Genomic DNA, 26,207 nt, shown 5'->3' with positions numbered 1-26,207 from the left:
CACTCGGGCTCACAGGTTGACGATCGTCTCCCCGGCGATCTCCGAGGTGTGCGCGTCGCACTGCGCGGCCGACACACCGCTGCCGTAGACGATCGATCCCCTGGCGTAGTACTGGCTGCCGTTCCTGAAGCGCTCGCAGGTGACCTGGAGATACCACCCCGACTGGGTGCTGTTCCAGCAGTCGGCGGCCACCCGTCCGACGGACAGGTTGTAGCTGAACTGACAGTTGGCCGGGTTGACCGCGGCCTGGGCGGGCGTGGCGGTCGCCGTGAGGACGCTCATCGCACCGATCGCGAGGGCGGCGGCACCGGCGCGTCCGCGGATAAAACCGAACATGATCACCTCTCCGGTCTCGACGTGATCCGAACGTATCCGCGCCCGTCCGCCGCGCAGTCTCAGACGAGTCTCAACCCACCCGCCTCATCGGCCGCCTTCACGGCGGCGGTCGCCTGCGTTCGCACGGCGCTCGGCGAGGCGGACGCCGGCGACGCTCAGCGGATCGTCAACGTCGTGGGCCCTCTCGGCGTCGGCAAGAGTCACCTGCTCACGACCCTGTCGGCCAGGTTCGTCGACCTCGGCCGTGCCTCCGCCGGGGCGCAGGGGGCCGGCAGCGATACGGCGCCAGGCGGAGTCTCCGGCGAGGTGCCCGGCGGCGCGCCGCTCGCCGTCGACGGCGTCGACACCGACGACCGCGCGGACGCCGCCGCGCGTTTCCTGGACCGCGCGGGCCGCGGCCGATTCCTGATCGCCAGCCGGCTGCCCCTCATCTCGCGGGCCGGATGGGCACACCGGCCGCTCGTCACCGTCGAGCTCAGACCGTGGTCGCCCGCGGACATCCGGGAGCTGGCCTCGTCGCTCGGCGTGGCCGATCCGGCTCGGATCGATCTCGTCGTACGGCTCAGCGGCGGCATCCCTCTCGTCGCGGGCTCGCTCTGCCGGGCGATCCTTCGGGGCGGGGAGCCGGGGCCGGTCGGCGCGCTGGCCGACCTGGTCGCAACCGAGGTGCTGCACCGCCTGGCCACGGAGTCGCCGGCGGTCGACCCCGAGGCGGTGCCGATCGTGTCCACCGTCGACGGGGTCGACGAAGATCTCCTCACCGCGCTGGCGCGGCTCCCGCCCGCCACCTTCACCCTGCTGAGGCGGCTGAGCGTCATCCGCCCGGACCACCATGGCCTGAGGGTCGCCGAGCCGTACCGGACGCTCTTCGACCTCGCCTATCGGTGGCGTCACCCCGTGCTGCGCGACGAGATCGCGGCGCGTGGGGCCGCGCACCGCCACCGTCAGCTGTCCCGCACCGCCGACCCGGCGCTGCGGGCCCGGCTCGCCGACCAGGTCCTCTACCTGTCGGGACGCGGGCGGGCACGGCGTGACCTCTACGCCGAGGCGGGCGGCGAGTTCTCGGTCCGGCGGGCCCACGACGGGGACGGCGACGCGATCGCCCGCCTGATCCGGCTGTGGGCCGCCGCCGAGGGGCTGGCGGACCGCACCGCGGAGGCGATGCGCGATCTGTGGCTCTCCGGCGCCGATCACGGCTTTCATCTGGTGGTGGACACCGACGACCATCCGGTCGGGATGACCAACCTGACACCGCTGGATCCCCACGGGTCGCCGGCTCTCGAGTCACTCCTCCAGCAGCACGCCGGCACGCTGCTTGAGGCCGGAACGACCGGGTCGGTCGTCGGCATGATGGCGGTCGAGCCGCGGTTCGCCCGAGCGCAGCCCGCGCTCGTCCGTCACATCCTCACGACGGCGATCGCGAGCGGCCGGCTCGTCGTGTCAACGCCGTGGGTCCCCTACCAGCAGATGTCGGCACGCTTCGGGCTGAGCCACCTGGGCGACGCGCGGCACGACCTCTACCGGTGCGGGCGGCCGAGCGCGCTCTACACCCGCACCTTCACCCCGGAGGAACTGCCGGCCTGGCTGCGCCGGATGCAGGGGCCGCGTCCCGAGGGGCCGTACCGGATGGTCGAGCTCGTGCGCGCCGCGCTGCGCGACCTGAACAGCCCGGCCCGGCTGGCCGCCTCCCCGTTGCAGGCCCTCGCCGGGCCCGGACCGGCGCCCCCACTCGGCGACCTGCTCCGGCAGGCGGTCGTGGCGCTCGGGTCGTCGGACTCCGCCGTCGACGCAGAGGCCGGGCAGGTGCTCAGCCTGTACTATCTCGCGCGAGCCGGTGGTCACGACCTGCTCGCACACCGGCTTCACCTGTCCCGCGCGACGTACTTCCGGCGGCTGGACCACGGCGTCGCCAAGGTCGCGGAGACGGTGATCCGCTCTCTTGGTCTTCCCGGCCCGCCGACGGAGTGCCGGTGAGGTGATCGGCCGCGGTTCGCTATCGGTCGCCGTCCTGGTCGGTCAGGATCCCGCGCAGTGTGACGGCGAAGGCGTCCGGGTCTCCCTTCACGCCGAACTCACCGTCGAGGAAACCGCCGTGATGGCTGGGAAAGATCACCGCCTCCGTGCCGAGCCGTTCGGCGACCGCCACGCCGGCTCGGTGGGCCATCTCTCCCTCGGACTCGGCTCCGACACCGATGACGACGCGGGTCGGCGCGGCACGCAGCGCGTCGAAGTCGTGCTCGTAGTGTGTGCAGGTCATGAGATTGTCCCGGAACATCGCGTCGCCGCGGGAGCCGTCGTCCTCCTCCGGCAGCCCGAACTCGGCCGGGCTCCGCATGGGGAGGTCGGCGAAGCCGGCCGGGATCTCGCCGCGCAGCCCGGCCAGCGCGAAGAACTTCACCATCGCCGGACCGAAGCCGTCCCGGTCATACGTCCGGCGGACGTCCGCCACCGCGGCCAGTGCCTGCTCCCGGTCGGGCAACGCCTGGGCGGCCGGCGGCTCATGCGCCACCAGCGTGCGCACCTGCCCCGGATGCCGGGCCACCAGCGCCAGCCCGTTGACGGCGCCGCCGCTGCTGGCGAAGACGTCCACCGGCCCGGCGCCGAGGGCGTCGATGAGGCGGCTCAGGTCGTCCGCGTGCTGCTCGGGAGTCGACTCGACGGCGTCGTCGGTCCGCTCACTCCGGGCGATCCCACGCGGGTCATACGTGACGACCGTACGATCCCGGAAGTGCCCGGCCAGGGCGGCGAACCCACTGGCGTCCATCGGAGAACCGATCATCAGCAGAATCGGCGCGGCGCCCGCGTCGGCCTCCCGTACGTCGTAGTGGAGAACGCAGCCGGGCACGTCAAGGGTGTGGGTCCTGGGCTCGGTCATGATCGTTTCCTCTCGACACCCGGTCCGTGATCGCGTATCGGACACCTGTTCGAGAACACCCTACAGCGGCCCCACCTGCCACGTCAGCGGATGAACCTAATCCGGCGCCCTGTGCTGCCGTACATGACCGAGGATGGCCTTCGCACACGTAAGGGAATCGGTTCGCGTGGTGTCCACCTCCAGGTCGTAGGCCACACCTTCGTGGACCACCGCCGCCTGCGACACGGCCATTCCCACGATCCGGTCTCCCCGAGCCCTCTCGCGCTCGGCGGCGACCGCGCTGTCACACCTGACGCCGACCCACAGGACGTTCAGTCCACCGAGAACCTTCCGCCACCGTTCCTGGGTCGCCACCGCGCCGAGGAAGACGTCATCGATGATGATCCCGGCTCCGGCCCGGGCCATCGCGGCGATCCCCTCCATCCACGCCGTCTGCAGCGCCATGAAGTCCGGCCCGACATCCACCCCGCCGTCGGGGGCGAACTCGATCCCCGTCTCGGACGCGTGCATCGACTGGGGCATCGCCTCGATGAGTGAGTCAACCCCGAAGGCGAGCCACGGTCGCGACAGGACAGCCTGCAGGTTTCTGACGATTTCGGACTTGCCGGCGCTGGATCCACCATTGAGCACGATCACCTGAGTCGTCACGGCGTCCACCGTAGGGGTTCGGTCTCCACGGCGTGAAACGGTTTTGAGCCGTCGAATTCGTCTCTCAAGATGGAGAACAGGAGTTGATCGTGCCATCGCCCGCCACGCCACTGGGCGCGTCTGACCACGCCCTCCAGCCGGAACCCGATCTTCTCCAGGCACCGGATCTCGGCCTTGTTCTCCGGGTCGGTGGTGGCCTGGACGCGCTCCACCCGTGTGTGCGTGAACAGATAGCGGACGAGTTCCCGCTGAGCCGCGGTGCCGATCCCCCTGCCCCGCCAGTCCGGCAGCAGCCCGGCGGCGATCTCCCAGCACAGCGACGTGTCACGGCGGCCCCAGCGCCGCTCCAGCCACTCGACCCGCCCGGCGAGTTCGCCGTTCACCGCGACGGCGAGCATGTTGTCGGCTCCCGCCAGGAGTCCGCGGGTGCGCAGGGCCTCCCGCAGCCCCACGGTCGGGGTGAAGCCGAACCACTGGTACGTGGTCGCCCCGCTCTCGCTCTGGAACGCCAGGTCGAAGACGTCAAGGTCGGCTTCCGTGACTGGGCGGAGTTCCACATCAGTACTGACCATTCCCACTGCTCTTTCGTTGATTGCCACAGCCGCCCTGCCGGGTCCGATCCGTTATCGCCAGTCGGTCTTCTCTCCCTGCTTACGCCCGACGGCGATCAACATGCTGAGCACCGTGTACGCGCAGAGCAGCGTGAGCCCGGCCCACCAGGGAAGCGGGAAGTACCCGGCCGACGGCGCATAGTGCTCCGTCACCTGCGGATACTCCACCATTGTCTGCTTCACCGCGAATCCGGCGGCCGGCGTGAGCCGTAGCAGCCAGTCGGAGACGGCGTCGGGGAGCAGCGGGAACGCCGTGACGGCATAAGGCAGAGCGATCAGCGCCACTCCGATGAGGATCGCCGACCGGCCGCGGCCCAGCCGAAGACCGAGCCCGTACGCGACGACGGCGCAGAGCGCGAGCACCACCGCGAGGCCGACGATCAGCCGCGCGCCGGTCGGCACCGGCAGCGACGGCACCACGACGCCGTTGGCTCTCAGGCTCGCCCTGCCCGCGTAGAGGGCCACGCCGACCGCGACCAGACCGGTGACGAAGCTCGCCCCGGCGACGGCGAGCGCGCGGGCGACGATCGATTTTCGGGATGACGAGTCGCCGGCCGTGCGGGCGCCGTAGCGAGCCGCGACGATGACCAGGATGATCAGCGCGACCGGCAGGCCGAGCAACATGATCTCGATGGTGCGGCCGCCCTCCTCACCAATCGGCCCGATGTCGCCGGTGCCGCTGATCGTGACGACGCCGCCCTTCTCCACGGCCCCCGATGCGTTGTGGTACTTCTCCCAGTCGGTCTGGTTCATCTCGCCGACCGAGACGCTGTCCCACGTGCCGGTGCCGCCGCCCTCGACGCTGACGTTGTCGAAGACGCCGGCGGCCTGGGTGAATCGGACCTCCTCGACCGCGCCGCCGAGGCCGATCTCGCGGAGTGTGAGGTCTCCTGGGGAGGTGGCGAACATGCCGACCTGCACGGTGTCCGGCAGCCCGTCGAGCGTCGTGGTCGCGACGGTGCGCCACCGGCTTCCGTCGGCGGACTCGGAGCCAGTGATCATGTTGCCTGAGCGGGTCAGCCGCAGCCAGCGCGGGGACTGCGCCGAGACACCTCCGGCGCTTCCGGCGACGTCGTGCCGGTAGTCGTACTGGAAGCGCACACCGTGGCCGCCGGTCATCATGAGCGCCGCGTACTGCGAGCCCTGCCGCACGCCGTCCTTGACGATGATCCCGGCCTTGGCCCACGGCACCAGCCCGGCCACGATCTGGTCGTGGTTCGGCGGAGGATAGGTGATCGTCCCGGTCATCGAGGTCATCCGGACCGTGATGCTGCCCTCGCGGCCCAGGTCGCGATGCAGAAACCAGAACCTGTCACTGACGATGGAGCCGTCGCCCGCCACGGGCACTGCCGGGCACGGACCCGGGCAGGACGAGTGGCTGTTGAGCGTGGACAGGAGACTCAGCGCGATGACGATGAGAGCCGCACTGGCCAGGGCGATGAGGCGGCCAGGCCGGCGGAACGAGGTCCATTCCCGCCGCAGGAGTTCGGTGGTCGACATGCCGTCGGTTCTACGGATCGGTGCCTAACACGGCCCGAACCGGTGCCGTCATGCTGCTGTTAGGTCCCCCCAGGCATGCTGGCAGCATGACTTGGCCGCGCAGTGGGACCGTGGGGGCACGGTTCACGATGTTGTACGCCGTTGTGTTCCTCCTGTCGGGTGTCGGGCTGCTGGGTCTCGCCTTCCTGCTCTCCGGGAGCAGCCTGAGCCAGGTCGCCCCGGCTGGAGATCTCCCCGGCCAGGGGGGCGACACCGCGACGCAAGAGCGCGTCCGGCTGTTGGAGAGCCAACTGGCCACGGTGCATGCGGAGCAGTCTCGCCAACTGCTGGCCGGCTCGCTGCTCGCGCTGATCGTCATGGCGGTCGTCTCGTTGCTGCTCGGCCGGATGCTGGCCAGGCGTGTCCTGCGGCCGCTGCGGCTCATCGCCGCTGTCACCCGGCGCATCTCCGCCGACAGTCTGGATCAGCGACTGGCCGTCACCGGTCCGGCGGACGAGGTGAAGGACCTCGCCGACACCATCGATGAACTGCTCGGACGGCTTGAGGCGTCGTTCACCGCACAGCGGCGCTTCGTCGCCAACGCGTCTCATGAGCTGCGTACGCCGCTGGCGACGATGCGAGCGTCGCTGGACGTCGCGGTCGCCAAGCCCGACCCGGCCGCCTCGACGGTGGCGCTCGCGGCCCGCATGCGCCGGCAGCTCGACCGGGTCGATCACCTGCTCGACGGGTTCCTCGTACTGGCCCGGGCGCAGCACGGTGCGCCGGACGACGCCGCACCTGTCGATCTCGGCGACCTCGTCGACGCCGCTCTGCGGGAGAGATCGGCCGACGTGCGAAGAAAGGGACTGAACGTGACGGTGGCCGTGCCGCCGGCGACGACCGTGGGCAGCGCGGCGCTGCTGGCGCGACTGGTGGGCAACGTCGTCGACAACGCGGTGACCCACAACGAGAACGGCGGCTGGATCGACATCAGCGGCTCCGCGAACGCCGAGGAGACCGCGCTGATCGTCGAGACCGGCGGGCCCGTCCTCGACCAGCGGGAGGTCGACCGGCTGGCGCAGCCCTTCGAGCGGCTCGGCGGCGAACGCACCGGCTCCTCGGGTCTGGGCCTGTCGATTGTGGCGGCGGTGGCCGCGGCCCACGGCGGCCGGCTCGCCCTGCTCGCCCGGCCTGAGGGCGGCCTGCGCGTGTCGATCACCCTTCCGGCCGCGAAAGTGCGGGTGCGGGCGTGAGGATCCTGGTGGTCGAAGACGACGACGCCCTCGCCGAGGTCGTCGCCGAAGGGCTCCGCGATCAGGGAATGGCCGTCGACCTGGCGTACGACGGGCTCACCGCCGCGGCCAAGCTGGACCTCACCGCGTATGACGTGGTGGTCCTGGACCGGGACCTGCCCGGCCTGCACGGCGACACCCTGTGCCAGATGATCACTGAGCGGGCGGACCGGCCGATGGTGCTGATGTTGACCGCGGCCGGCGCGCCCGGCGACCGGGTCAGCGGGTTGACCCTGGGCTCGGACGACTATCTCGCGAAGCCCTTCCACTTCCCTGAGCTGATCCTGCGCATTCAGGCGCTGGCCCGCCGCAGGCCCGACGCGCGGCCCCGCATGCTGTACGTGGCCGGGATCGAGCTCGACCCGGTACGCCGGACCGCCGTTCGCGACGGTCGGCAACTCGACCTCTCGGTGAAGGAGTTCGCCGTGCTCGAGGCGCTGCTGCGGGCGAGTCCGGGCTTTCTGAGCACCGAAACCCTCCTCGAGCGGGTGTGGGACGAGAACGCGGACGGCTTCACCAACACCGTCACGGTCACGGTGGGCCGGCTGCGGCGCAAGCTCGGTGACCCGCCGGTCATCGCGACGGCCCGAGGAGTCGGCTATCGGATCGCTTGATCACTCGGGTCAGGCCGGTTCCGCGTTCGCCAGGGTCACTGGGTCGGTTGTCCGGTACTGCCGAGAGAGCAGGATCCAGGCGCAGACTACGAGTTGCGGCACCAAGATGACCGGCATCACGACGAGGTCGTCGAGCCCGGCACCGTCGGTCAGCACGATACTGGCCAGTAGCGACAGCACCATGTTGTTGCCCGCGTGCGCGAGACTCGTCGTCCAAATTGTGCCGGATCGCATTCGCAGCCAGGTCAGCATGATTTCCTGGCATATGAATCCGGCCGTCCACAGCATCAGCCCGAGCAGCACATTGCCGTACTCGACGTATCCGAGAAACGCTGCACGACTCGATCGGGCACACTCTCACCGCGACCACCATCCAGGCGGCATTGGCCGGCGACCTCGTCGCGTCCGATCCCGATCAGGCGCGACGCGCGATGGACAGCATCGAGGAGACTTCTCGTACCGCGCTGGAAGACCTCGATCACATGCTCGGTGTGCTGCGCGAGGGCACGCCGCCCCGGGAGCCGCACTACACGCTGGCCGACCTGGAAGCGTTGCTGGATCGAATTCGGCATGCAGGTGTATCGGTCGACGCGCGGGTCACCGGCGATCGCGGCCGGGTACCGGCACCGGTGTCCCGGGAGGCGTACCGGATCGTGCAGGAAGGACTGACCAACGCGATGCGCCATCCAGGCCCGATCACGGTACGGATCGACGTGGGCCCGCACCGGCTTGACATCGAACTGACCAATCCGATCGGGACCGAGGGGTCTCGCAACGCAACGAGCCCACGCGGTGGACGGGGCCTCGCCGGAATCACGGAGCGAGTCCATGTGCTGCGCGGCGAGGTCACCGCGGGCCCGGTCACTGAAAGCGCGGATCGCCACTGGCGGCTGGCCGCCTGGCTCCCGTTGGAGTCCAGGCCGTGATCCGTCTGCTGATCGCCGACGACGACGAACTCACCCGCGCCGGCCTGTGTGCGCTGCTGTCCATCGAATCCGACCTCGACGTGGTCGCCGAAGCCGCCGACGGAACAGAAGTACTGCCCATGGTCACCGCGCTGCGCCCGGACGTGGTGCTGATGGACGTACGGATGCCCGCGCTCGATGGCATCCAGGCCACCCGGCTACTACGCGCCGAACTGACGGAGCCACCCAAGATCCTGGTCATCACCACGTTCCAGAATGACGAATATGTATACGAGGCGCTCCGCGCCGGCGCCAACGGATTCTTGCTCAAACGCGCGAAAATTTCCCAGATCGCCCACGCGATCCGCCTGGCCGACGCCGGGGAATCACTGCTGTTCCCCGACGCCATCCGCACGCTCGTCACAGCCCACCTCGCACCCCCGGTAGCCGTGCCGCGCCCGTCGCTGACCGTTCGAGAATCTGAAATTCTCCGCCTTATGGCCACCGGCCGGTCCAACACCGAAATCGCGCGAACGCTGGTGATCAGCCTCGAGACAGTGAAGACCCACGTGGCCAACATCTTCAACAAGTTGGATGCGGCCAACCGCACGCAGGCGGTAATCATTGCCTACGAGACCGGCATCGTCACCCCAGGAATCGCAGACATATGGCCGGGCAACGGCACGTGACGCCGCCTACCCCTGGGTGACGGTGACGGCGGCTCCCGGACCGGGCAGGATGTCGATGCCGGTGACGTCCATGGGACGGTCACAGACGGAACAGTGCAGCTCGACGTGGCCGATCTCGCCGCACTCGTGGTGCCGGTAGAGCACCGGAGGCCCGGCCTCGCCCGCCGTCCAGCGGTCGCCCCACCGCACCATCACCATCAGCAGGTCACACAACTCCTCGCCCTTGACGGTGAGGGCGTACTCATAGCGGGGCGGCCGCTCCGAGTATCGCCGCCGTTCCAGCACGCCGTTGGCCACCAGGTGCCCGAGCCGCTCGGTCAGCACCTTGCGGGAGATGCCGAGGCTCCGCTGGAGCTGGTCGAACCGGACGATCCCCACCAGCACGTTGCGCAGAATCAACGGCGACCACGGTTCGCCGATCACGTCCAGCGTGCGGGCGATCGAGCAGGCCATGTCGCCGAACCGGGTTCGCTGCATGCGGTCCATCATAGCCGAGAAGGTTCCCTAAAGAGACCTACCTCTGCTAGCGTCGGTCTCGGTTAGTTCCCAGAAGAGACCGACAGAGGAGTTCCGCCATGAACCGCCCCCCGATCGTGTCGGCACAGGAATGGCAGGCCGCGCGCGAGGCACTGCTGATCAAGGAGAAGGCGCACACCCGCGCGCTCGACGCGCTGGCCGCGGAGCGGCGCAGGCTGCCGATGGTCCGCCTCGCCGGCGGCTACCGCTTCACCGCGCCGGACCGCTCGACGGTCGACCTGCCCGGCCTGTTCGAGGGCCACCGCCAGCTGGTGATCTACCACTTCATGCAGTCTCCCGGGCAGGACTGGCTGTGCACAGGATGCGCCACCTTCACCGACAACGTCGCCGACCAGTCCCACCTCAACGCACGGCACACCCGCCTGATCCTCATGTCCCGCGCACCGCAGGACGAACTCGACGCCGTACGGCGGCGGATGGGCTGGACCGTGCCGTGGTACTCGGCCGGCGACGACTTCTATGACGACCTCGGGCTCGGAACGGGTTTCGGGCTGAGCGTGCTGCTGCGCGACGGTGCGGAGGTCTTCCGCACCTACTTCACCACCGGCCGGGGGGTCGACCGCCTCCGGCTCGACTTCAACCTGCTCGACCTGACGCCGTACGGACGCCAGGAGGAGTGGGAGGACTCCCCGGAGGGCTGGCCGCAGGACCCGACGATGAGCTGGCTCCGGCCGCACGACGAATACCCCGCCCCGTCGAACCCGTGACTCCACGCCCTCGGCTTCCGCAGCCCCCGACCGCTCGCCCAGGAGGCAGCCATGGCACGAACTCTCACCGTCCCCGAGCGCGAGCACTTCCTCGCCCAGCCGCAGGTCGGCGTCCTCAGCGTCGCCGCGGACGACGGCCGTCCCCCGCTCACCGTGCCTGTCTGGTACGCCTACACACCGGGCGGAAACCTGAACTTCTTCACCGGCAGTCAGGGCCGGGTCGCGCGCAAGACCAGGCTGCTCCAGCGGTCGGGGGCCCTCAGCTTCTGCGTGCAGCAAGCCGAGTACCCCTACAAATACGTCACGGTCGAGTGCACGGTGGTCGAGGAGGACTGGACGCCGTCGGTCGAGGCGGTGACGGCTGTCACCTCCCGCTACCTGCCGCCGGACCTCGCCCGCGCCTTCGCCGAGGCCGAGACGGCCAATCCCGCCGGCACCTTCGTTCTGTTCACCGCGCGTCCCGACCGGTGGCTGAGTTTTGACTTCGCCGATGACGCGGACGCCTCAGCCGGAGACTGAGGCGCACGCGGCTTGAGTCTCGAGCGGCTCGAAGGTGCAGGCTCGTCTTCGTGAGTGACGGAACAGAGCTCTACACCGTGGGCCAGATCGCTCGGCGTACCGGTCTTTCGGTCCACACCATCCGCTTCTGGTCCGACAGCGGCCTGATAGTGCCCACAGACCGCTCGGCCGGCGGATACCGCCTGTACGACGCCGCCGCCGTGGCCCGGTTTGATCTGGTCCGAAACCTGCGCGAACTCGGGATCGGACTGGAGGCGATCCGGAAGATCCTGGCGCGGCAGACCACGGTGGCCGAGGTGGCCGAGGTCCACGCCCGAGCGCTGGACTCGGAGATCAGGGCTCTGAAGCTCCGCCGCGCCGTACTCCGCGCGATCGCCAAGCGCGGCGGCACAACCGAGGAGACGATGATGACGCACAAACTCGCCCAACTGTCCGCCACACAGCGACAGCAGATCATCGACGAGTTCATCGAGAACACGTTTTCGGGGATCACGCTGAATGACGACGCCAAGGTGGTTACGGATTGGATGCGGGAGCTGCCCGATGAGCTGCCGGACGACCCGGCGCCACGCCAGGTCGACGCCTGGGTGGAGCTGGCCGACCTGGTCAACAGCGAAGACTTCCGGCAGCGGCTCCGGCAGATCACACTGAGCAGTGCCTCACCGGTCGCATCGCGCTACGGCTATGAGCTCCGGTCCCTGACCATGAAGCACGCCGGCCAGGCGGTAGCCGAATCGATCGCACCGGACTCGGCCGAAGGCCGTGCGGTTCTGGATCGCATCATCAAGCCCGACATGCCGGGCGATGAACGCGGCGAACTGCGGCGGTGGCTTGAGACCGTCGCCGACCCCCAAGTCGAGCGCTACTGGCAGCTCATAGCCGTGCTCAACGGACGTGAGCCCGCTCCGCCGACCATGCCCGCATTCACCTGGCTGATCGCCGCCCTCCACGCCCACGGCTGAACCGCCGGCCCCGTCGTGATGGAACCCTTCCCCGCCCCGCGCTGAGCGCTGTCACGAAGCCGAACGGACGGCGACCGACCGCGTGGGCCTCCACGCCGCTGTCTCATGCGGTCACATGCTGCCGTTGAATGACTGCTTGTAGAAACCATCATGTTTGTCGGACGTGGTGGCGATCGAGTAGATGACGGCGCCGGCCAGCGTGTCCCAAACGGTGAGATGCGTTGCCGATGCTCACGTGGGGGCGCGACCGCTCCCCCACGGAATCCACGCCAGGCGCACGAGCGTGGCTACTGGTGCGTGTCGTCGGTCTTGAGCGGTTCTCCGGTGGTGGAGACGAAGACGACGAGGAGCTTGGCCGGTTCTGTGTCGCTGGCGTTCTCGGTGGCCACGTGGTGGGCTCCCGGCTGCTCGACCCAGTTCTCACCTTGGTGGTAGGTCCGCTTCGGTGCTCCTTCGAGCTGGCTGCGTACCGTGCCTTCGAGCACGTAGGCGTAGACGAACGCCTGTCCGTGTCGATGGGGCATCGCTCGGGCGCCCGGCGGCAAGGTCACGGTCGCCGAGGTGAAGGTTCTGCCTTTGACGTTCGGGAGCTCCTGCTGGATCAAAGGTGTCAGGGTCTCCGAAGGAGGTGTCGAAGCCACGGCCGCGGCGGCCGGGGTGGTGGTAGTGCTCGCATGCTCCGTCGCAGGGGCGCATCCGAGGATCGCGGCAGTCGTGGCGGCGATCAGCACGCCGCCGGTGATTCGCATATCGATCATGAGTGCTCTGCTCCTTTTTCGTCCGTGACCTGGATGATCGTTTTGCCGGGCGTGCGGCGATCGCGAGCGAACGCGGCGGCCGTCTCGGAGAGCGGTCGTACGGCGCCGACGATGGGCTTGAGTCGTCCGTCTCGGAGGCGCTGAGCGAGGTCGGTCAGCCGGGCGCGGTCGGGTTCGACGACGAAGAAGACGGCTCGCCCGTTCTTGGGCCACACGGTCGGCGGCATGACGATGGTGACGAGGGTGCCCCCTGGGCGTACCAGTTCGGCCGATCGCTCGAGGATCTCGCCGCCGATGACGTCGAGCACCACGTCCACCTCACCGGCGTGCCGCAGATCGCCGGCGTCCAGGTCGAGGAAGGCCTGCGCACCGAGGCCGAGCACGACATCACGGTCGTCGGCCCGGCCGGTGCCGATCACGCGGGCGCCCACCTCGCGCGCGAGCTGGACGGCGATCGAGCCGACGCCGCCCGCGGCGCCGTGGATGAGGACGGTCTGGCCGGTCGTGAGGTCCGCGTGGTCGAACAGTGCCTGCCATGCGGTCAGTCCGGAGATCGGCAGCGCGGCGGCCACCGTGTGGTCGATGCCGGCCGCGAGGGGCGCGAGGTTGCGTGCCTCCACCGCGGTGTATTCGGCCAGAGATCCGTCGCGGGTCCAGTCGGTCAGTCCGAACACCCGTTGGCCCACGGTGAGGCCGGTGGTTCCGTAGCCGAGCTCGACCACGACTCCGGACAGCTCGTGCCCGGGGATGGTGGGTGTCCGGTCGCGGCCGGCGCGATCGGTCCACGTAGCCGGCCAGTCGAGCTCTCCGGGGGTGAAACCCGCGGCGTGCACGCGCACGACGACGTCGTTCTCCGCGGCGTGGGGGTAGGGCATGTCGGTCAGGGTGAGCCCGCCGACACCCGCGTCACGGTCTCGCACGGTGATCGCTTGCATGTTGATCCTTCCGTCGGTACGGGGTGGTTGTGGGGGGCATCGGGTGTGTGATTCCGGTCAGCTCGGCCAGGGCGAGCCGAGGATGAGCTCGACGGTTGTCACCCGCCGGAAGCCGGGGATGAAGTGTTCGAGCACGTCGGAGTTCACGGTGCCGTTCGTCGTCTCGGGGCGGTTCTTGAGCCCGTCGAGGTAGGCGCGCAGGAACTCGTTCTTGAAGTCCCCTCGCGGGTGGACGGCGAGGATTTCGTCGAGCTGATCGTGTTCCAGTCCGTCCAGGCCGAAGCCGAGTATGTCGGTCAGGACCCCGAGGTGGGTGGTCGCGATTTCCGGGGCCATCCGGCCGGGGATGCCCGGGGTGGTGTGCAGCGCGATCGCCGTCCAGACGGTCTCGGCGGCGGCCGCCGGGAACCCCCGCTGCAGGAGGAACTTCTGCGCGTGGTCGGCGCTGTCGACCTCGAAGCGCTGTTCCACCGCGGAGAAGGGGGTCAGCAGGCCGGTGTCGTGGAACATGGCCGCCAGGTAGAGCAGCTCCGGGTCCGGCCTCACGCCGAGTTGGTGAGCGTGGATCAGGCCGAAGAAGAAGACCCGCCGGGAGTGGTGGTAGATGAGCGGGCTGGTCGTCTCCTGGATCAGCCGGGTCGCATCGGCGACCGCCGCCGTCTCAGGAATCTCCAGCCCCGCGATGACCTCTGGCATGACCTCTGACTTTCCAGGAGGCGTGTCGGCTACGTGGCCGTATGTCCGACTTCCATGCTGCTCGCCGACCCACACGTGCCGCCGCCTCCGTACGGCCAGGAATCACCTATATCCAGACAGGCGAAACCGCGGATCTCTGACGGCCCGGTGCCCTGCGTGCCTACAATCCCGACCGTGGAGGGCAAGCTGGTGGTCGTGACCGGCGCGGCGAGCGGCATCGGGAAGGCCACCGCACGTGCCTTCGCCGCCGCCGGCGCCCGTGTGATCGGGACCGATCTGACCAAACCGACCGATGATGGCGTGTGCGGCTACCGGATGGACGTTTCCGACGCCGAGTGGGTGGAGTGGTTCGCTATGGAGGTCCTACGGGATTTCGGCGTGCCCGACGTGCTGGTCAGCAACGCTGGTATCGGCATGTCCGGGCCCTTCCTCGAGACCACGGCCGACGACTGGGCGCGGATCGTCGGAGTCAACTTGTTCGGCGTGGTTCACGGCGCCCAGTCCTTCGCACCCGCGATGGCCGAGCGTGGATCCGGGCACATCGTCAACGTGGCCTCGGCCGCGGCCTTCGCCCCGTCCCGCTCACTGTCCGCCTACGCGGCGACGAAGTCGGCAGTAGTCATGTTCTCCGAATGCCTGCGCGGAGAGATGGCGAACCATGGGGTCGGAGTGACGGTGGTCTGTCCCGGGCGAATCAGGACACCGATCACCGAGACGACGCGGTTCGTCGGCCGCAGCCCGGAGGAGCAGGCCCTGGCGCGCGCCCGGATGACCAAGCAATACCTCAAGGCACTACCGCCCGAGACGGTGGCGGCGGCGATTCTGAGGGCGGTGCGGAAGAACCCGCCGCTGGTCTCGGTCGGGCTTGACGCCAAACTGGCCCACGCACTGTGGAGGGTCACCCCCGGGATCATGCGTCGCCTCGCCAGAAACGGCCCGGCCGACAAACTGGGCTCTTAGAACGCCTGGACAACCGGAAGGTCCTGTCGGGCATCGCGCTCGTGCGCTCCGGGCCCGCGCAGCCTTACATCCGGGATCTCAGCACGTCGATCTCACAGCCCGGCGCGAACGGGTCGAAGCCGTGCTCGGCCAGCCAGCGAACCACCAGCAGGCTCCGCAACGACCACCACGCGCGGATCACGTCGAGGTCGACGTCGGTGCCATAGCCGGCGACGACGTCGCCGAGACGCTCCTCATGTCCGAGCGTCAGGATGGCGAGGTCGAACAGGGCATCACCTCGGCCCGCCTCGGACCAGTCGATGATGCCCGTGATCTCGTCGCCGTCGACGAACACGTGACCGATCTGCAGGTCGCCGTGCGTGAACACCGGAGCCCACGGCCGGAACGCGGCCTCGGCGACCTGGCGGTTGCGGGTGACCAGGCCGGCGGGCAGGACGCCGTTCGTCACGAGCCACTCGCACTCGCCGTCGAGTTCGGCCGCCAACTCGTCGGTGCCCCGGCCGGCCCGGCCAGGCCGGGGCGGCAACGGCGCGTCGTGCAGCTTCCTGATGGCGGCGCCCGCCGCGGCCCACGCCGCCGGAGACGCGGTCGACGGCTCGCCGAGGCGGCCGAGCGCCGTCCCCGGGACCGCGGCGATCGCGAGCACGTGCGGCTTGTGCCACAGGACCTTCGGGGTCGGGACCGGCGCCAGGGCCATCGCCTCGACCTCCACGTCGATGCGCGCCTGATCGGCGTCCACCTTCAGGAACATGTCGCCGACGCGCAGGGTCGCCCGCTCGGAATGGGCGACGACCAGTTCGACCTCATCCATGGGCGACCCAGTATCCCGGGGATGATCGCCGGCGTCACCGGGTTTACGCATGCGATCGCGCGGCCGAATTGGCGACCTCAGGGATGTCGGCGCCCTCGCGGTGCCCGGGACGGCGGCGGCGGATGGCCAGAGCCGCGACCATAAGCGCACAGACAACGAAGACAAGCAGGATCAGCCAGGACGCGGTCCACGTGTGCGCCGCCGTTTCGACGACGGCGAGCGGGGCGACCGAGTTCGCCGAGTCGGTGAGCAGCGGGAGCAGGGTCACCGTCCCCGTCAGTCTGAGCAGGGGAGCCACTCCGTGCACCGGCACGGAGACCTTCCAGGTCTCGCCCGGGAGGAGCTGGGGCGTGTCGCCGATGCCCCCCGCGCGTACTTCCGAGCGTCCGAAGGGACCGGACACCGACACCGCCTGCCGTGCGGTGAGGATCGCGTTGCCCGTGTTGCGGATCGTGTACGTGACGGTGGCGTCGCCCGCACCGAACGGATTCGACGGGCCCGAGTAGCGCACGTTCAGGTTCTCCACCGACAGGCCCGGCTTGAGTTCACCGCCCACGCGCAGCCGGATCCGGATGCCGAGACGGTCGGTTCCGGCGGCCTGCGCCGGGGCGGTGACGATGCCGCCCAGGTATTCGCCGGGGGCGGCGTCGGCCGGAAGGGTGACCGTGAACGGCACCTCGGCCGACTTTCCCGGCGGGACCGTCACGTCGCGACCGCCCGGGTGAACCCACGCGCCCACCCGCGTCGACTTCACGTCCTGGGTGAGCAGGTCGAGCCGGCCCCCCTTGTCGGTGAACCCGTCGGCGGCGTACACGGCGAGGCGCAGCGGCGTGGTGCCGTGGTTGGCGACCACGAGGCCGTCCTCGACCTGCTCGCCCGGATTGATGGTGTAGCTGTAGTTCTGCCGGCCGGACCCGAAGTCGTTGGACGCCGTCGCGACCGTCCAGGAGCCGGCACCATCCGCCGCCGCGGCGGGCCCCGCCCCTGCGGTGAGAAGGCCGAGCGCGGTGAGCAGCACCACGGCGGTGGCCTGGGCGAGCGCTGCCGTTGTCTTACGCGGTCTGGGCATCTGGTGATCCTCGGCTGGATATGAAAACACGGATGGTGGGGTGGGCCCCGGACGGTGCCCACCCCACCAGGTGAGAGGGGCCGATCAGCTCAGCGCGGTGCGCGCCTGAGGGTCCCGGCACCGCCTCGGTCGGCTACTGGAGCCACGCGGCGGCATCGGCCGTGGCCTGCTCCTGCTCCTCGGCCCTGCCGCTGTTGGTGTGGATCACGACACTGTCGACCCTGGAGCCGACCGGCAGAGCGGCGTCCTTGCCGTCGTTCGGGCCGCACCAGGAATCCCTGCCCAGCTCCACGGCGGCGTTGGGGGCGGCGCAGGTGCCGCTGCGGATGTTCTCGACGACGAGCTTCTCGCCGCGCACCTGGACTTTGACGTAGGTGCGGACGTGCTCCTGGTTCTGCACCGAGTTGGCCCAGTGGCTCTTGGGGTTGAGCGGGTCGGGGCCGTAGTTCGGGTCCTTGGTGACGTCCGGAGCGGTGATGTCGTAGTACTTCGAACCCGACGCGGAGTTCGCCGTCACGTAGATGACGCCACCGGGACCCTCGGCGACCGCGGCGGCACCGGGCTGCTCGGCCGGGTCGGCCTTCTTGCCGTTCTTGATGACGTAGCTACGCGAGTAGCTGTGGTCGTGGCCCTGCAGGACCAGGTCGACGCCGAGCTTGGAGAAGGCGGTCGGGAAGTCCTGGCGGCGCAGCTTGTTGTCGCCGTCGTTGGCGTGGTCGGCCGGCGAGTAGATCGAGTGGTGGTAGACGAGCACCGTGTGCTTGGCCTTGGCACCGTGGTTCTTGATCACGTCGGTGATGTAACCGATGTGCGCGGCGTCGGCGCCGTTGGCGTAGGCGTTGCTGTTGATGTCGATGAACAGCACGCTCTTGTACATGAACCAGTAGTCACCGCCCGAGCGGGTGTTCACGTCGCCGTTGTAGTACGGCGCGGAACGGTCGGTGTTCGGCGTCCAGAAGTGCTGCTCGTACGCCTTGCCGCCGACGTCGTGGTTGCCGATGGTGGCGGCCCACGGGTACGAACGCAGCTTGTCCGACGCGAGGAACGCGTTCCACTGCGTCTCGTTGTTGGCGCTGTCGATCTGGTCGCCGCCGGAGACCAGGAGCTCGGCCTTCGGGTCGGCCGCGGTGGCGACGTTGAGGGTGTCCGCCCAGCCGGCGCCGTCCTTCGCGACGTCGCCCGACGAACCGATCTGCGGGTCGCCGAAGAACAGGAAGTCGAAGCTGTTCCCGTTGAAGTTCTGGGTCGTGAACGAGTAGGTCGAGGACCAGGCGCCCTCGGTGCCCACCCGGTAGGAGTACGAGGTGTTCTGCTTCAGGCCGTCGATGACGGCGTGGCCGTTGAAGCCACCGTTGACCTTGTTCGCGGTGACCGTGGCCGAGATGGTGACGGCGTTCTTGGGGAACTCGCCGTTGCGCACCTGGGAGGCCGGGGCGACCTGGACCACCTGCGCGGTGCCGGCCGAGGAGTACCAGGACACAACGCGCTGCGCCTCGGTGGCGCCCACGCCCAGGATGATGCCGCTGGCGGTCGCCGCGTCGGCGTGAGCCGCCATCAGGCCGCTGCCGAACACGGCGGTGACGCCCATGGCCAACGCGGCGGCGCCCACAGCTACCCGCTGCCGAACAGGCCCGCGGCCCTGTGTCCGGTTATGGAACTTCATCGGGTTTCCGTCCATTTGAGGGGAAATAAGTGCTTTGTAAAGGTTCCGAAGCTGGGAGTCCTGGAGGTGAACGTCAGGTGGGCGGACCGTAGCGCTAGTCAGAAGTTGTGATCTCAGAGCCCGAGAACCCGCTGGACGAACCACACCAGGCCCATCACGGACACCCCCGCCGCGGTCGCCCCGGTCGCCCACAGTCCGGCGACCGGACGGCGGCGGCGCAGCAGGGCGAGCAGCGGGAAGACGGCGGCGATGATCGACAGCTGCACGACCTCGATGCCCACGTTGAACACCAGCAGGGACCACAGGAGCCGCCAGGACCAGGCCTGTTCGATCCCCAGGGCCGAGGCGAAGCCGAGTCCGTGCACGAGGCCGAAGCAGAAGACCACCGCGAGCCGCGTCCAGCCCGCGCGGTCGAGGCTCAGGTGGCCGTGGCCGGCCGTTTCCAGGTCTGTGGCGTGCGACCGGCGTCGCCACAGACGCCACAGGTGCCAGCCGGCCACGACCGCGATCGAGAGGGCGATGACAGGCTCCACGAACGACGCGGGCACCTGCACGAGGCCGAGGGCGGCGAGGATGAAGGTCACCGAGTGGGCGAGCGTGAAGGTCGTCGCCGCCAGCACGATCTCCCGCAGGCGCCGTGATCCCGCGATGAGCGCCAGCAGGAACAGGATGTGGTCGAGACCCGTGAGCAGGTGCTCGGCGCCGAGCCGGAAGAACTCCCAGAACCGCTCGGTCCACGACTGCCGGGTGGAGAACGAGGGGTGCTGCGTGTCGAGGGCGGTGCTGCCGGACCTCAGGTCGAGGTCGTACGTCACGATCGTCTTGGTGCCGCGCACATATCCCTCGGAGTCCGGGAACACCCCGCTGCGCACCTCGTGCGCCTCGGCCGGCTCCGCACACCGGTAGTCGAGGACCACCACGGCATACGGCACTCCTTCGCGTCGCACGATGCCGAAGCCGCCGTCCCGGACCGGGGTGCACGCCCTGCCCTGTGCCGTCACGCCGAAGTGCTTCGTGACGTACGCGACGACCGAGTTCGCGTGGGCGTCGAGCGCGGCCTTCTGCTCCGGCGTGTCGCCCGCCTCGAACGCCGCGTTGCCGGTCTGGAAGAGCGGATCGTCCTTCTCGTAGTCGGCGGCGGAGACGACCAGCAGGTCGTACTCCAACTCCAGCCGGGCCTGGACGTGCCCGGTTCCGGGCGAGCTGAGGTCGGCGTACACGGTCGAGCTGAATCCGTGGGCGAGAGCAGGCATGGCGCTGAGCAGAACGGCTACAGCCACGGCGGCGATGACAGCACAGGCACGACGCCGAGCGGCGGGGAACAATGTGACTCCTTTTCCGGTTTGGCTACCGAAATCTGCTGGACAGAGATGAACGAACGGCAGCTCACCGGCAAACAGTGACAATCGAACCCCTGGTCGGTCCGGCCCGCGCCCCGCGGACCGGAAGCGTTGAGGTAGGAAGTAGGCGCACTTCCCGCCACCTCGAAGGACGATCCCCATGCGCCCCCGACTTCTGGCCGTCGGCGCGCTGGCCGCGGCAGTCACGACCGCCGCACTGGTCAGCGGATGCGGCTCAGGCGACGACTGGTCCCGGCCGCACCCGAAGCCCAGCGCCGTCGGCAGCCTCGGCCCCGGGTTCTGGCCGGCGGAGTCACCCGCCCCGGAGGCCACGATCACGCCGCGCACCGGCTCCTGGAACGGGGTCCGCCCGTCGGAGGGCTACCGCGTGGTGCTGCTCACCGCGGGGAAGGAGGCGCAGACGACGACGCTGGTGAACGCCGTGACGAAGTGGGCCGAGGAGCAGGACGTCAGCATCAGGACCATCGAAGCCACGGCCCCCGACCAGTACGTTCCGAGCATCGTCCGGGCGATCGACATGGCACCCGACCTCATCATCAGCGCGGGCAACGACCTCATCGACCCCCTGGCCCTGGTCACCGCCAGCCACCTCGCCCAGCAGTTCCTCGTGGTCGGCGCCGAACTGGCCGAGCCCACGGAGAACGTCACCGCCGCCGACTGGACCGGCGCCTCGTTCCGTGGCGAGGGACTCGGCATGTCGTCCGCGTACGATCCGGCCACCTTCACGCCGGAGCGCGCCGACCGCGCCATACGGGCGGGTGTCGCGGCTGTGCTCAACGGCCGGACCGGCATCGTCATCTGGCTGGACTGACCGGTCGAGCGGCTTTCGCCTGGCTCCCGTCCCCGTACCGTCGCCTACTGCGGGCCGGTCAGCACGGGGCGCAGTTCGCAGTCCTTCGGCTCTCCCACTGGAGATGGCACCGAAGCGGATCAGAGAACCGGACATCATGGGATAAAAGCGTCATAAATGACATGCATCTGGCCTTATGTGAACAATAAGGCATCAAACAGTGTAGATCGCCGTTTATCGCTCATTCGGGCTGGAAATCATTGGCATCGCGGGTGACGACCGCCGAACGGTCATAAAGCGATATTCCTTGATAATCGGGCATATCGTGCAAATCAGGCACTTGATCCTTTAGAGAGGGGACACATAATGCCCAAGCTCAAGAAGGTCATCGCCGGACTCGCACTTGGCACCGCGCTTGCCGGCGGCGCTCTCGCCGTGAGCGCCACGGCGGCGAGCGCGACCACCGCCCCCAGCGACTTCTTCGGAAACCGCTTCGGCAACGACCGCTGCTCGGATATGGACGACCTCTACTGGGACCTCTACGTCGCCGGCAACTGCTGCGACAGAGGCTGTTCCTATTAGAAATCCGCCATGACGGCCTGCGGATGAAGCATTCGCTCCCCGCAGCAGGGACAAGGGCTCCGGCGGCCGAACCGCCGGAGCCCCAGGCGTAAGACAGTCCGCGGCACAGCGCAGGGCTGATCGGCTCCAAGACGGTGAAGGGTGCCGACGCCGTTGGGCGCGAGTCCCGCGGTCAGAATGTGGCGATCGGGTTGACCGGGCTGCCGGACGTACCGGCGAAGCGGACCGGCGCGACTGCGAGGTGGAAGTCCCACTGGCCGAGCTCGGCAGCCGTCGTCGCGCACACCTCCAGGTCGCAGTTGTCGAGCAGCCACAGACCCATCGCGACGAGGCTCACGGCGTGAACCGGCATCAACACGTCTTCGTACCCTGACGGCTGAACGTCCTGCGGGGTGTCGGCGCCGATCAGCGCGACCTCCCGTTCATGCAGCCACGGCAGGCAGGACGCGTGCCAGCCGGCCTGCGTGAAACCGCCGGCCGCACCGGCCTCGTGCCGGAAGCGGCCGTAGCCGGTCCGCAGGAGTACCGCGTCGCCGGATCGCACCCGCACACCCTGGCGACGCTCCGCCTCCTCGAGGTCGTCGGGAAACACACCCTCTCCAGGTTCCAACCACGGCACACCGCGGGCCCTCGCGATGTCCAGCAGGACACCACGCGTGATGATCCCGTTCGCCGCCGCCGTGACGGCCGCCCACGCCGATCCGGTCGCGGCGTCGACCAACGAGTGCGACCGCCCGTTGTACATCGTGCCGTCCCAGAAGATGTGGCACGGCGAGTCGACGTGGGTGAGGGTGTTGCCGTGGAAGGTGATGCCGAGCCGCTCGGACGAAAAGCCCCAGCGCCGGTCCTGGTGGAATGCGGGCACCGGCATGTTCTCGGCACCCGGCATGTCGGCGGCGCACGGGCACGTCGTCGTCGACCGCTCCATGTCTTCCGGTACGGCGACCTCCCATGCGCACGACACGCTCCTGCCGTGGCGCACGGCCCGCGCCGCCGCCAGCCGGACGTCGTCGGTGATGTGGTTCAGAGTGCCGAGCTCGTCGTCGTCTCCCCACCGTCCCCAGTTCGACAGCGTGTTGAAGTATCCCAGCACGTCGTCCTGTGTGGGCATCGGTCGCCCTGCCGTCATCCCAGCATCGACTCCTCCGGTCACGCGGTTCGAGGCACGCCGAAGGCAGGCTATCCCGCCCTCGAAAAGTCGGTCGGCAGTCGCCGCCACGGCCATCCGATGCGCGCCACCTAGAGGATCGCGTCCACCAACGCGCGCTTTCACCGTGAACAGTCCGGTTCATCGATGAAGGACTGAGCGTGCCCGCGCTTGACTAGGGCATCCACCGATTCTTTACCCGAGGCTTGTCCAGATGCGGTGATCGAGTCAAAATCAGTTCAGCCTTCAACTACTGGTTGGAGGAGTCACCGCACGGATGAGGAGAGGCATGAAGCGCACCATCTCCGTTCTCGTCGCCACCGGCGTGCTCGGCGCCACGCTCACCGGCATCAGCCCCGCGGCCGCGGCCACCCCCGCAATCGACTGCTCCACGGGCGGGTACACACGGGTTCTGAACAGCTACGTCCCCACCAATATCGAGCGGCCGGCGGTGGACGGCTACAGCTACCACATCGGCGGTCCGTTGGCGTACACGTACGAGGTCTGCCTCGACATCCCGGACACCTCGACATTCACAATCGAGGTACGGACCTTTTCCAACGGGTCGCAGAGCACGTTCGTGGATGACCGGCCCGGGGACAAGGTCTTCCGCTACTCGATTGGCGCCAACAGCTTCTGGCAGGTCTACGGCACGTTGACCGGGCCCGACAGCACCTACATCTACTACACCTGGTACGAGAAGCAGATTCCGGCCTGACTCGGAACGGGGCCGGCCGCCTCGCTCGGCGAGGTGGCCGGCCCTCCCATGGGCCGTTCGACTGCGACCGAGGGATCCTTCACGCGGGCGTACGCAAAAGTGCGCCGAAGTCAACGCGGCATATCCGGGCCTGATAGCTAGGAGGCGAGCAGGTCGAAGTGGAAGCCGATGATCAATCCCGCCAGGGACAGGATTCGTACGGCCGTAGCGAAACTGGGCTTGCCGAAAAGCCACCCGAGGAGTCTTGGCCCCAACAGCATGGCTGTTGCTGGGACTCCTAGGACAAGGAGGACGAGCAGCGGCAGTCCGGCGAAGTGCCAGGGTGTGTCCAGTGGTATGTGCATGATCCGCAGTGTCACTGCGATGATCGCGAAGACCAGGCCCATGAGGAGGAAGTTGAAGACATAGGGGGAGGATCTTGCCGGCTCGGCCTATCCAGATCATGGGGATGCCGTAGAGGGTGTGGCCGATTGTGGATTGGCCGTCCAGCCAGAGGCTCCATGCGTCGAGGAGTCCGAGGTTGGTCATGAGCGGAGGGTACGGCGTCGACAGTGGGCCGCATAGCACCCACGTCATAGCGCTCCGACGGTGGCAACGCCTTGATCTGATCTTCACCGCGCGGCGCGCAGAGGCTCCCGCCGACGCGCTCGCCCCACTCGACTCCCGGCCGCAATGCTCCGAACCGGACCGGAAACCGAGTTCCCGCTGCTCAGAGCAGATCTGCCCCAAGCGGATCGTGTCGACGCCGATTCGGATCGCCTCACATGATGGAGGCATGAGCGGAGAATCGAATCTTCCACTGTTCAATGCGCGGGTAAGGCGCGACCTCTACGACCAGCGTGTTCTCGTTCTCGACGGCCCTCTCGACGATGACAACGGGACACTGCTGGCCACGCAGCTGATAGCACTCGCCACGCAGGACGCGTCGACGGATATCGCATTGTGGATTCACTCGCCGGGCGGGTCGGTTCCCTCGATGCTTGCGATCCGCGACATCATTCGGCTGATTCCCTGTGACGTATCGACCCTTGTGCTGGGCATTGCTTACAGTGCCGGCCAATTCTTGCTGTCATCAGGGGCCCGAGGGAAGCGCCGCGCCCTGCCGCACGCACGTGTCCTGATGCACCAGGGCTCGGCGGGAATCGGTGGCACCGCAGTCGACATCGAACTTCAGGCCGGCGACCTTCGGCATACTCGCGACACGGTCCTCGGGCTTATCGCCGAAGACACAGGGCAGCCCGTCGAGCGCATATTCGAGGATTCCCTGCACGATCGCTGGTACACAGCGCAAGAGGCACTGGATTACGGCTTCATAGATGCGATCGTGCAGAATTTCGACGAAATCGCGCCACGCAATCGCCTACGGCTCGGGTTCGGCGTCACCGAAGGAGTCAACCAGTGAGCACATACACAATTCCGAACGTCATCGCTCAGAACTCTCGTGGCGAGCGGATCATGGACGTCTACTCGCACCTGCTCACCGAGCGAATCATCTATCTGGGCACCGCAATCGACGCGGGCGTCGCGAACGCGTTGATCGCGCAACTGATTTTTCTGGAGTCGGACAACCCCGATGCCGAAATACAGTTCTATATCAACTGCGAAGGCGGGGATCCGAGCGCGATGCTCGCGATCTATGACACCATGCGCTATATCCGCCCGCGGATTTCGACAACCTGCGTTGGACAGGCCGTCGCGGTGGGCGCCGTCCTTCTCGCCGCGGGCGCCGAAGGAAAACGTGCCGCTCTCCCGCACGCACGAGTGATCCTGCACCAACCGGCTGCTCAGGGACGCGGAGCGATCCCTGATCTCATCTTGCAAGCCGACGAGGTCGTCCGTGTCCGAGCAGACATCGAGCGCATACTGTCACGGCATACCGGCCAGACGATCGAGACCCTACGCGCCGACACCGATCACGATCGCGTGTTCACCGCGACCGCGGCCCTGGAGTACGGACTCCTCGATCAGATCATCGAGGAGCGTTCATAGGCCAGTGGACAATCCCGGCAAGCCACGCTAGGCGGCCAGAGCATACGCGGCCGAACAGGTAGCACCTCTCGACGTGCCGCTCTGAGCAGAACGCAAGGTCTCGACGACGGCAAGGGTCAGATCGACCAGGGTCACATCCAGCGCACCGGCGACCGCAGCGATCATTTCGCTCGACGGCTCTTTGACGCCTCGTTCCATCTCGGAAAGATACTGCGGCGAGACTCCGGCGCGACGTGCCGTCTCGCTCAACTTCTCGCCCCGCTCGTGACGAAGGCCTCTGAGACACTCACCGAGCGCGTGCCGCCACAGCGGCTCGCGAGCCGGAGACGGCTTGGAGCTGGTCCGATCGGTCGCCGGACGTAGCGGCGGGACAGAAGAGGCCATGCCTCACCTTAGGTAGATGGCCCGTTCTAGTTCAGCCCGATCCGCGCAGAGCGGAATCATCCGGCCGGGGGAGCCACGGAACTTCCGGCGCGGCTTCGCCAACGCCTGTGCCAGGGGAGAAGGTCCGTGAGGTGCACGTGCACACCGACCCAAGACCTGCGCGTCCCCGC

General features: G+C 68.4%; 31 protein-coding genes. 14 read left to right on the top strand and 17 right to left on the bottom strand.

The features are described from left to right. Positions 1 to 9: 9 nt before the first annotated feature. Positions 10 to 336 (bottom strand): hypothetical protein, encoded by a 327-nt coding sequence (locus JOL79_RS20785; RefSeq protein ID WP_210157528.1) that lies wholly within the window; start codon positions 334 to 336, stop codon positions 10 to 12. A gap of 21 nt (positions 337 to 357) precedes the next feature. Between JOL79_RS20785 and JOL79_RS20780 the strand changes: the two genes are divergently transcribed. Then, a complete protein-coding gene (locus JOL79_RS20780; protein WP_210157527.1) occupies positions 358 to 2,310 on the top strand; it encodes a hypothetical protein in 1,953 nt (650 codons plus the stop codon). A 19-nt stretch (positions 2,311 to 2,329) separates the two neighbouring features. Here JOL79_RS20780 and JOL79_RS20775 read toward each other — a convergent pair whose 3' ends face one another. From JOL79_RS20775 to JOL79_RS20760, 4 genes are all read right to left on the bottom strand, one after another. After that, positions 2,330 to 3,211: an alpha/beta fold hydrolase gene (locus tag JOL79_RS20775; protein WP_210157526.1), complete on the bottom strand. Its 882-nt coding sequence runs from the start codon at positions 3,209 to 3,211 to the stop codon at positions 2,330 to 2,332. A gap of 96 nt (positions 3,212 to 3,307) precedes the next feature. Continuing rightward, positions 3,308 to 3,859 carry a chloramphenicol phosphotransferase CPT gene (gene cpt, locus JOL79_RS20770; RefSeq protein WP_307848640.1) on the bottom strand — a complete coding sequence of 184 codons (552 nt, stop codon included), beginning with the start codon at positions 3,857 to 3,859 and terminating at the stop codon, positions 3,308 to 3,310. Then, entirely contained in the window at positions 3,856 to 4,431 is a 576-nt protein-coding gene (locus JOL79_RS20765) for a GNAT family N-acetyltransferase (RefSeq protein WP_210157525.1), read from the bottom strand. The genes cpt and JOL79_RS20765 overlap by 4 nt, the downstream gene beginning before the upstream one ends. Positions 4,432 to 4,482: 51 nt before the next feature. Then, positions 4,483 to 5,970: a DUF1349 domain-containing protein gene (locus tag JOL79_RS20760; protein WP_210157524.1), complete on the bottom strand. Its 1,488-nt coding sequence runs from the start codon at positions 5,968 to 5,970 to the stop codon at positions 4,483 to 4,485. 86 nt (positions 5,971 to 6,056) lie between these two features. Between JOL79_RS20760 and JOL79_RS20755 the strand changes: the two genes are divergently transcribed. After that, positions 6,057 to 7,202 (top strand): sensor histidine kinase, encoded by a 1,146-nt coding sequence (locus JOL79_RS20755; protein WP_210157523.1) that lies wholly within the window; start codon positions 6,057 to 6,059, stop codon positions 7,200 to 7,202. Further along, positions 7,199 to 7,855, top strand: a complete 657-nt coding sequence (locus JOL79_RS20750) for a response regulator transcription factor (RefSeq protein WP_210157522.1) — start codon at positions 7,199 to 7,201, stop codon at positions 7,853 to 7,855. Before JOL79_RS20755 ends, JOL79_RS20750 begins: the two co-directional genes overlap by 4 nt. 9 nt (positions 7,856 to 7,864) lie before the next feature. Here the strand turns inward: JOL79_RS20750 and JOL79_RS20745 are convergent, their stop codons facing one another. After that, the gene (locus tag JOL79_RS20745; protein ID WP_210157521.1) at positions 7,865 to 8,158 is read right to left on the bottom strand and encodes a hypothetical protein; all 294 of its coding nucleotides are present in this window, start codon (positions 8,156 to 8,158) and stop codon (positions 7,865 to 7,867) included. Between JOL79_RS20745 and JOL79_RS20740 the strand changes: the two genes are divergently transcribed. Together JOL79_RS20740 and JOL79_RS20735 are read left to right on the top strand one after the other, a co-directional pair. Continuing rightward, positions 8,125 to 8,781 (top strand): sensor histidine kinase, encoded by a 657-nt coding sequence (locus tag JOL79_RS20740; RefSeq protein WP_210157604.1) that lies wholly within the window; start codon positions 8,125 to 8,127, stop codon positions 8,779 to 8,781. The genes JOL79_RS20745 and JOL79_RS20740 overlap by 34 nt on opposite strands. Then, positions 8,778 to 9,449: a response regulator transcription factor gene (locus tag JOL79_RS20735; protein WP_210157520.1), complete on the top strand. Its 672-nt coding sequence runs from the start codon at positions 8,778 to 8,780 to the stop codon at positions 9,447 to 9,449. The genes JOL79_RS20740 and JOL79_RS20735 overlap by 4 nt, the downstream gene beginning before the upstream one ends. Positions 9,450 to 9,455: 6 nt before the next feature. Here the strand turns inward: JOL79_RS20735 and JOL79_RS20730 are convergent, their stop codons facing one another. Then, positions 9,456 to 9,926 (bottom strand): winged helix-turn-helix transcriptional regulator, encoded by a 471-nt coding sequence (locus JOL79_RS20730; RefSeq protein ID WP_210157519.1) that lies wholly within the window; start codon positions 9,924 to 9,926, stop codon positions 9,456 to 9,458. Between the two features lie 98 nt (positions 9,927 to 10,024). Between JOL79_RS20730 and JOL79_RS20725 the strand changes: the two genes are divergently transcribed. From JOL79_RS20725 to JOL79_RS20715, 3 genes are all read left to right on the top strand, one after another. Then, on the top strand, positions 10,025 to 10,693 hold the full coding sequence (locus tag JOL79_RS20725) for a DUF899 domain-containing protein (RefSeq protein ID WP_210157518.1): 669 nt from the start codon (positions 10,025 to 10,027) through the stop codon (positions 10,691 to 10,693). A 51-nt stretch (positions 10,694 to 10,744) separates the two neighbouring features. After that, entirely contained in the window at positions 10,745 to 11,212 is a 468-nt protein-coding gene (locus tag JOL79_RS20720; protein ID WP_210157517.1) for a pyridoxamine 5'-phosphate oxidase family protein, read from the top strand. 77 nt (positions 11,213 to 11,289) lie between these two features. Next, a complete protein-coding gene (locus JOL79_RS20715) occupies positions 11,290 to 12,174 on the top strand; it encodes a helix-turn-helix domain-containing protein (protein ID WP_307848639.1) in 885 nt (294 codons plus the stop codon). A 287-nt stretch (positions 12,175 to 12,461) separates the two neighbouring features. Here JOL79_RS20715 and JOL79_RS20710 read toward each other — a convergent pair whose 3' ends face one another. From JOL79_RS20710 to JOL79_RS20700, 3 genes are read right to left on the bottom strand one after another with little or no spacing between them, the layout of a single operon-like run. Then, positions 12,462 to 12,932, bottom strand: coding sequence for a cupin domain-containing protein (locus JOL79_RS20710; protein WP_210157515.1), 471 nt, complete (start codon positions 12,930 to 12,932; stop codon positions 12,462 to 12,464). Continuing rightward, a complete protein-coding gene (locus tag JOL79_RS20705) occupies positions 12,929 to 13,867 on the bottom strand; it encodes an NADP-dependent oxidoreductase (protein WP_210157514.1) in 939 nt (312 codons plus the stop codon). The genes JOL79_RS20710 and JOL79_RS20705 overlap by 4 nt, the downstream gene beginning before the upstream one ends. A gap of 57 nt (positions 13,868 to 13,924) precedes the next feature. Then, the gene (locus tag JOL79_RS20700) at positions 13,925 to 14,563 is read right to left on the bottom strand and encodes an HD domain-containing protein (protein WP_210157513.1); all 639 of its coding nucleotides are present in this window, start codon (positions 14,561 to 14,563) and stop codon (positions 13,925 to 13,927) included. A 54-nt stretch (positions 14,564 to 14,617) separates the two neighbouring features. Here JOL79_RS20700 and JOL79_RS20695 point away from each other — a divergent pair, with 54 nt between their 5' ends. Then, positions 14,618 to 15,523, top strand: a complete 906-nt coding sequence (locus JOL79_RS20695; RefSeq protein WP_210157512.1) for an SDR family NAD(P)-dependent oxidoreductase — start codon at positions 14,618 to 14,620, stop codon at positions 15,521 to 15,523. Positions 15,524 to 15,587: 64 nt separating this feature from the next. Here JOL79_RS20695 and JOL79_RS20690 read toward each other — a convergent pair whose 3' ends face one another. The 4 genes from JOL79_RS20690 to JOL79_RS20675 form a co-directional block, all read right to left on the bottom strand. Beyond that, positions 15,588 to 16,334, bottom strand: coding sequence for a phosphotransferase family protein (locus JOL79_RS20690; RefSeq protein WP_210157511.1), 747 nt, complete (start codon positions 16,332 to 16,334; stop codon positions 15,588 to 15,590). Positions 16,335 to 16,377: 43 nt separating this feature from the next. Then, the gene (locus tag JOL79_RS20685) at positions 16,378 to 17,403 is read right to left on the bottom strand and encodes a WxL protein peptidoglycan domain-containing protein (RefSeq protein ID WP_210157510.1); all 1,026 of its coding nucleotides are present in this window, start codon (positions 17,401 to 17,403) and stop codon (positions 16,378 to 16,380) included. A 133-nt stretch (positions 17,404 to 17,536) separates the two neighbouring features. Continuing rightward, positions 17,537 to 19,066, bottom strand: coding sequence for a purple acid phosphatase family protein (locus JOL79_RS20680; protein WP_210157509.1), 1,530 nt, complete (start codon positions 19,064 to 19,066; stop codon positions 17,537 to 17,539). 113 nt (positions 19,067 to 19,179) lie between these two features. Next, the gene (locus tag JOL79_RS20675; protein WP_210157508.1) at positions 19,180 to 20,346 is read right to left on the bottom strand and encodes a HupE/UreJ family protein; all 1,167 of its coding nucleotides are present in this window, start codon (positions 20,344 to 20,346) and stop codon (positions 19,180 to 19,182) included. A 220-nt stretch (positions 20,347 to 20,566) separates the two neighbouring features. Here JOL79_RS20675 and JOL79_RS20670 point away from each other — a divergent pair, with 220 nt between their 5' ends. Then, positions 20,567 to 21,238 (top strand): type 1 periplasmic-binding domain-containing protein, encoded by a 672-nt coding sequence (locus JOL79_RS20670; protein WP_210157507.1) that lies wholly within the window; start codon positions 20,567 to 20,569, stop codon positions 21,236 to 21,238. 345 nt (positions 21,239 to 21,583) lie between these two features. Further along, on the top strand, positions 21,584 to 21,799 hold the full coding sequence (locus JOL79_RS20665) for a hypothetical protein (protein ID WP_210157506.1): 216 nt from the start codon (positions 21,584 to 21,586) through the stop codon (positions 21,797 to 21,799). 172 nt (positions 21,800 to 21,971) lie between these two features. Here JOL79_RS20665 and JOL79_RS20660 read toward each other — a convergent pair whose 3' ends face one another. Further along, entirely contained in the window at positions 21,972 to 22,928 is a 957-nt protein-coding gene (locus JOL79_RS20660; protein ID WP_230985140.1) for a cyclase family protein, read from the bottom strand. 307 nt (positions 22,929 to 23,235) lie between these two features. On the opposite strand from JOL79_RS20660, the gene JOL79_RS20655 reads away from it, so the two are divergent. Beyond that, positions 23,236 to 23,664 carry a hypothetical protein gene (locus tag JOL79_RS20655; protein WP_210157505.1) on the top strand — a complete coding sequence of 143 codons (429 nt, stop codon included), beginning with the start codon at positions 23,236 to 23,238 and terminating at the stop codon, positions 23,662 to 23,664. Positions 23,665 to 23,801: 137 nt separating this feature from the next. Here JOL79_RS20655 and JOL79_RS20650 read toward each other — a convergent pair whose 3' ends face one another. Next, a complete protein-coding gene (locus tag JOL79_RS20650) occupies positions 23,802 to 24,008 on the bottom strand; it encodes a hypothetical protein (RefSeq protein ID WP_210157504.1) in 207 nt (68 codons plus the stop codon). Between the two features lie 431 nt (positions 24,009 to 24,439). On the opposite strand from JOL79_RS20650, the gene JOL79_RS20645 reads away from it, so the two are divergent. Both JOL79_RS20645 and JOL79_RS20640 read left to right on the top strand, forming a co-directional pair. Then, entirely contained in the window at positions 24,440 to 25,066 is a 627-nt protein-coding gene (locus tag JOL79_RS20645) for a ClpP family protease (RefSeq protein ID WP_210157503.1), read from the top strand. Further along, positions 25,063 to 25,653, top strand: coding sequence for a ClpP family protease (locus JOL79_RS20640; protein ID WP_210157502.1), 591 nt, complete (start codon positions 25,063 to 25,065; stop codon positions 25,651 to 25,653). The genes JOL79_RS20645 and JOL79_RS20640 overlap by 4 nt, the downstream gene beginning before the upstream one ends. Positions 25,654 to 25,680: 27 nt before the next feature. On the opposite strand, the gene JOL79_RS20635 is transcribed toward JOL79_RS20640, so the two are convergent. Further along, positions 25,681 to 26,037: a helix-turn-helix domain-containing protein gene (locus tag JOL79_RS20635; protein WP_210157501.1), complete on the bottom strand. Its 357-nt coding sequence runs from the start codon at positions 26,035 to 26,037 to the stop codon at positions 25,681 to 25,683. Between the last annotated feature and the right edge of the window lie 170 nt (positions 26,038 to 26,207).

The organism is Microbispora oryzae (genome assembly GCF_017896165.1).
Taxonomy (GTDB): Bacteria; Actinomycetota; Actinomycetes; order Streptosporangiales; family Streptosporangiaceae; genus Microbispora; species Microbispora oryzae.
Note: the sequence above shows the minus strand (reverse complement) of the source record. Positions and strands in the feature narration are given on the sequence as shown.

What these genes read in the sequence shown, in the direction of transcription:
- JOL79_RS20785 (WP_210157528.1), bottom strand. Translation starts at nt 336, where the DNA reads ATGTTCGGTTTTATCCGCGGACGCGCCGGTGCCGCCGCCCTCGCGATC.
- JOL79_RS20775 (WP_210157526.1), bottom strand. Translation starts at nt 3,211, where the DNA reads ATGACCGAGCCCAGGACCCACACCCTTGACGTGCCCGGCTGCGTTCTC.
- JOL79_RS20765 (WP_210157525.1), bottom strand. Translation starts at nt 4,431, where the DNA reads ATGGTCAGTACTGATGTGGAACTCCGCCCAGTCACGGAAGCCGACCTT.
- JOL79_RS20760 (WP_210157524.1), bottom strand. Translation starts at nt 5,970, where the DNA reads ATGTCGACCACCGAACTCCTGCGGCGGGAATGGACCTCGTTCCGCCGG.
- JOL79_RS20755 (WP_210157523.1), top strand. Translation starts at nt 6,057, where the DNA reads ATGACTTGGCCGCGCAGTGGGACCGTGGGGGCACGGTTCACGATGTTG.
- JOL79_RS20730 (WP_210157519.1), bottom strand. Translation starts at nt 9,926, where the DNA reads ATGCAGCGAACCCGGTTCGGCGACATGGCCTGCTCGATCGCCCGCACG.
- JOL79_RS20725 (WP_210157518.1), top strand. Translation starts at nt 10,025, where the DNA reads ATGAACCGCCCCCCGATCGTGTCGGCACAGGAATGGCAGGCCGCGCGC.
- JOL79_RS20720 (WP_210157517.1), top strand. Translation starts at nt 10,745, where the DNA reads ATGGCACGAACTCTCACCGTCCCCGAGCGCGAGCACTTCCTCGCCCAG.
- JOL79_RS20710 (WP_210157515.1), bottom strand. Translation starts at nt 12,932, where the DNA reads ATGATCGATATGCGAATCACCGGCGGCGTGCTGATCGCCGCCACGACT.
- JOL79_RS20705 (WP_210157514.1), bottom strand. Translation starts at nt 13,867, where the DNA reads ATGCAAGCGATCACCGTGCGAGACCGTGACGCGGGTGTCGGCGGGCTC.
- JOL79_RS20700 (WP_210157513.1), bottom strand. Translation starts at nt 14,563, where the DNA reads ATGCCAGAGGTCATCGCGGGGCTGGAGATTCCTGAGACGGCGGCGGTC.
- JOL79_RS20695 (WP_210157512.1), top strand. Translation starts at nt 14,618, where the DNA reads ATGCTGCTCGCCGACCCACACGTGCCGCCGCCTCCGTACGGCCAGGAA.
- JOL79_RS20690 (WP_210157511.1), bottom strand. Translation starts at nt 16,334, where the DNA reads ATGGATGAGGTCGAACTGGTCGTCGCCCATTCCGAGCGGGCGACCCTG.
- JOL79_RS20685 (WP_210157510.1), bottom strand. Translation starts at nt 17,403, where the DNA reads ATGCCCAGACCGCGTAAGACAACGGCAGCGCTCGCCCAGGCCACCGCC.
- JOL79_RS20680 (WP_210157509.1), bottom strand. Translation starts at nt 19,066, where the DNA reads ATGAAGTTCCATAACCGGACACAGGGCCGCGGGCCTGTTCGGCAGCGG.
- JOL79_RS20670 (WP_210157507.1), top strand. Translation starts at nt 20,567, where the DNA reads ATGCGCCCCCGACTTCTGGCCGTCGGCGCGCTGGCCGCGGCAGTCACG.
- JOL79_RS20665 (WP_210157506.1), top strand. Translation starts at nt 21,584, where the DNA reads ATGCCCAAGCTCAAGAAGGTCATCGCCGGACTCGCACTTGGCACCGCG.
- JOL79_RS20660 (WP_230985140.1), bottom strand. Translation starts at nt 22,928, where the DNA reads ATGACGGCAGGGCGACCGATGCCCACACAGGACGACGTGCTGGGATAC.
- JOL79_RS20655 (WP_210157505.1), top strand. Translation starts at nt 23,236, where the DNA reads ATGAAGCGCACCATCTCCGTTCTCGTCGCCACCGGCGTGCTCGGCGCC.
- JOL79_RS20650 (WP_210157504.1), bottom strand. Translation starts at nt 24,008, where the DNA reads ATGCACATACCACTGGACACACCCTGGCACTTCGCCGGACTGCCGCTG.
- JOL79_RS20645 (WP_210157503.1), top strand. Translation starts at nt 24,440, where the DNA reads ATGAGCGGAGAATCGAATCTTCCACTGTTCAATGCGCGGGTAAGGCGC.
- JOL79_RS20635 (WP_210157501.1), bottom strand. Translation starts at nt 26,037, where the DNA reads ATGGCCTCTTCTGTCCCGCCGCTACGTCCGGCGACCGATCGGACCAGC.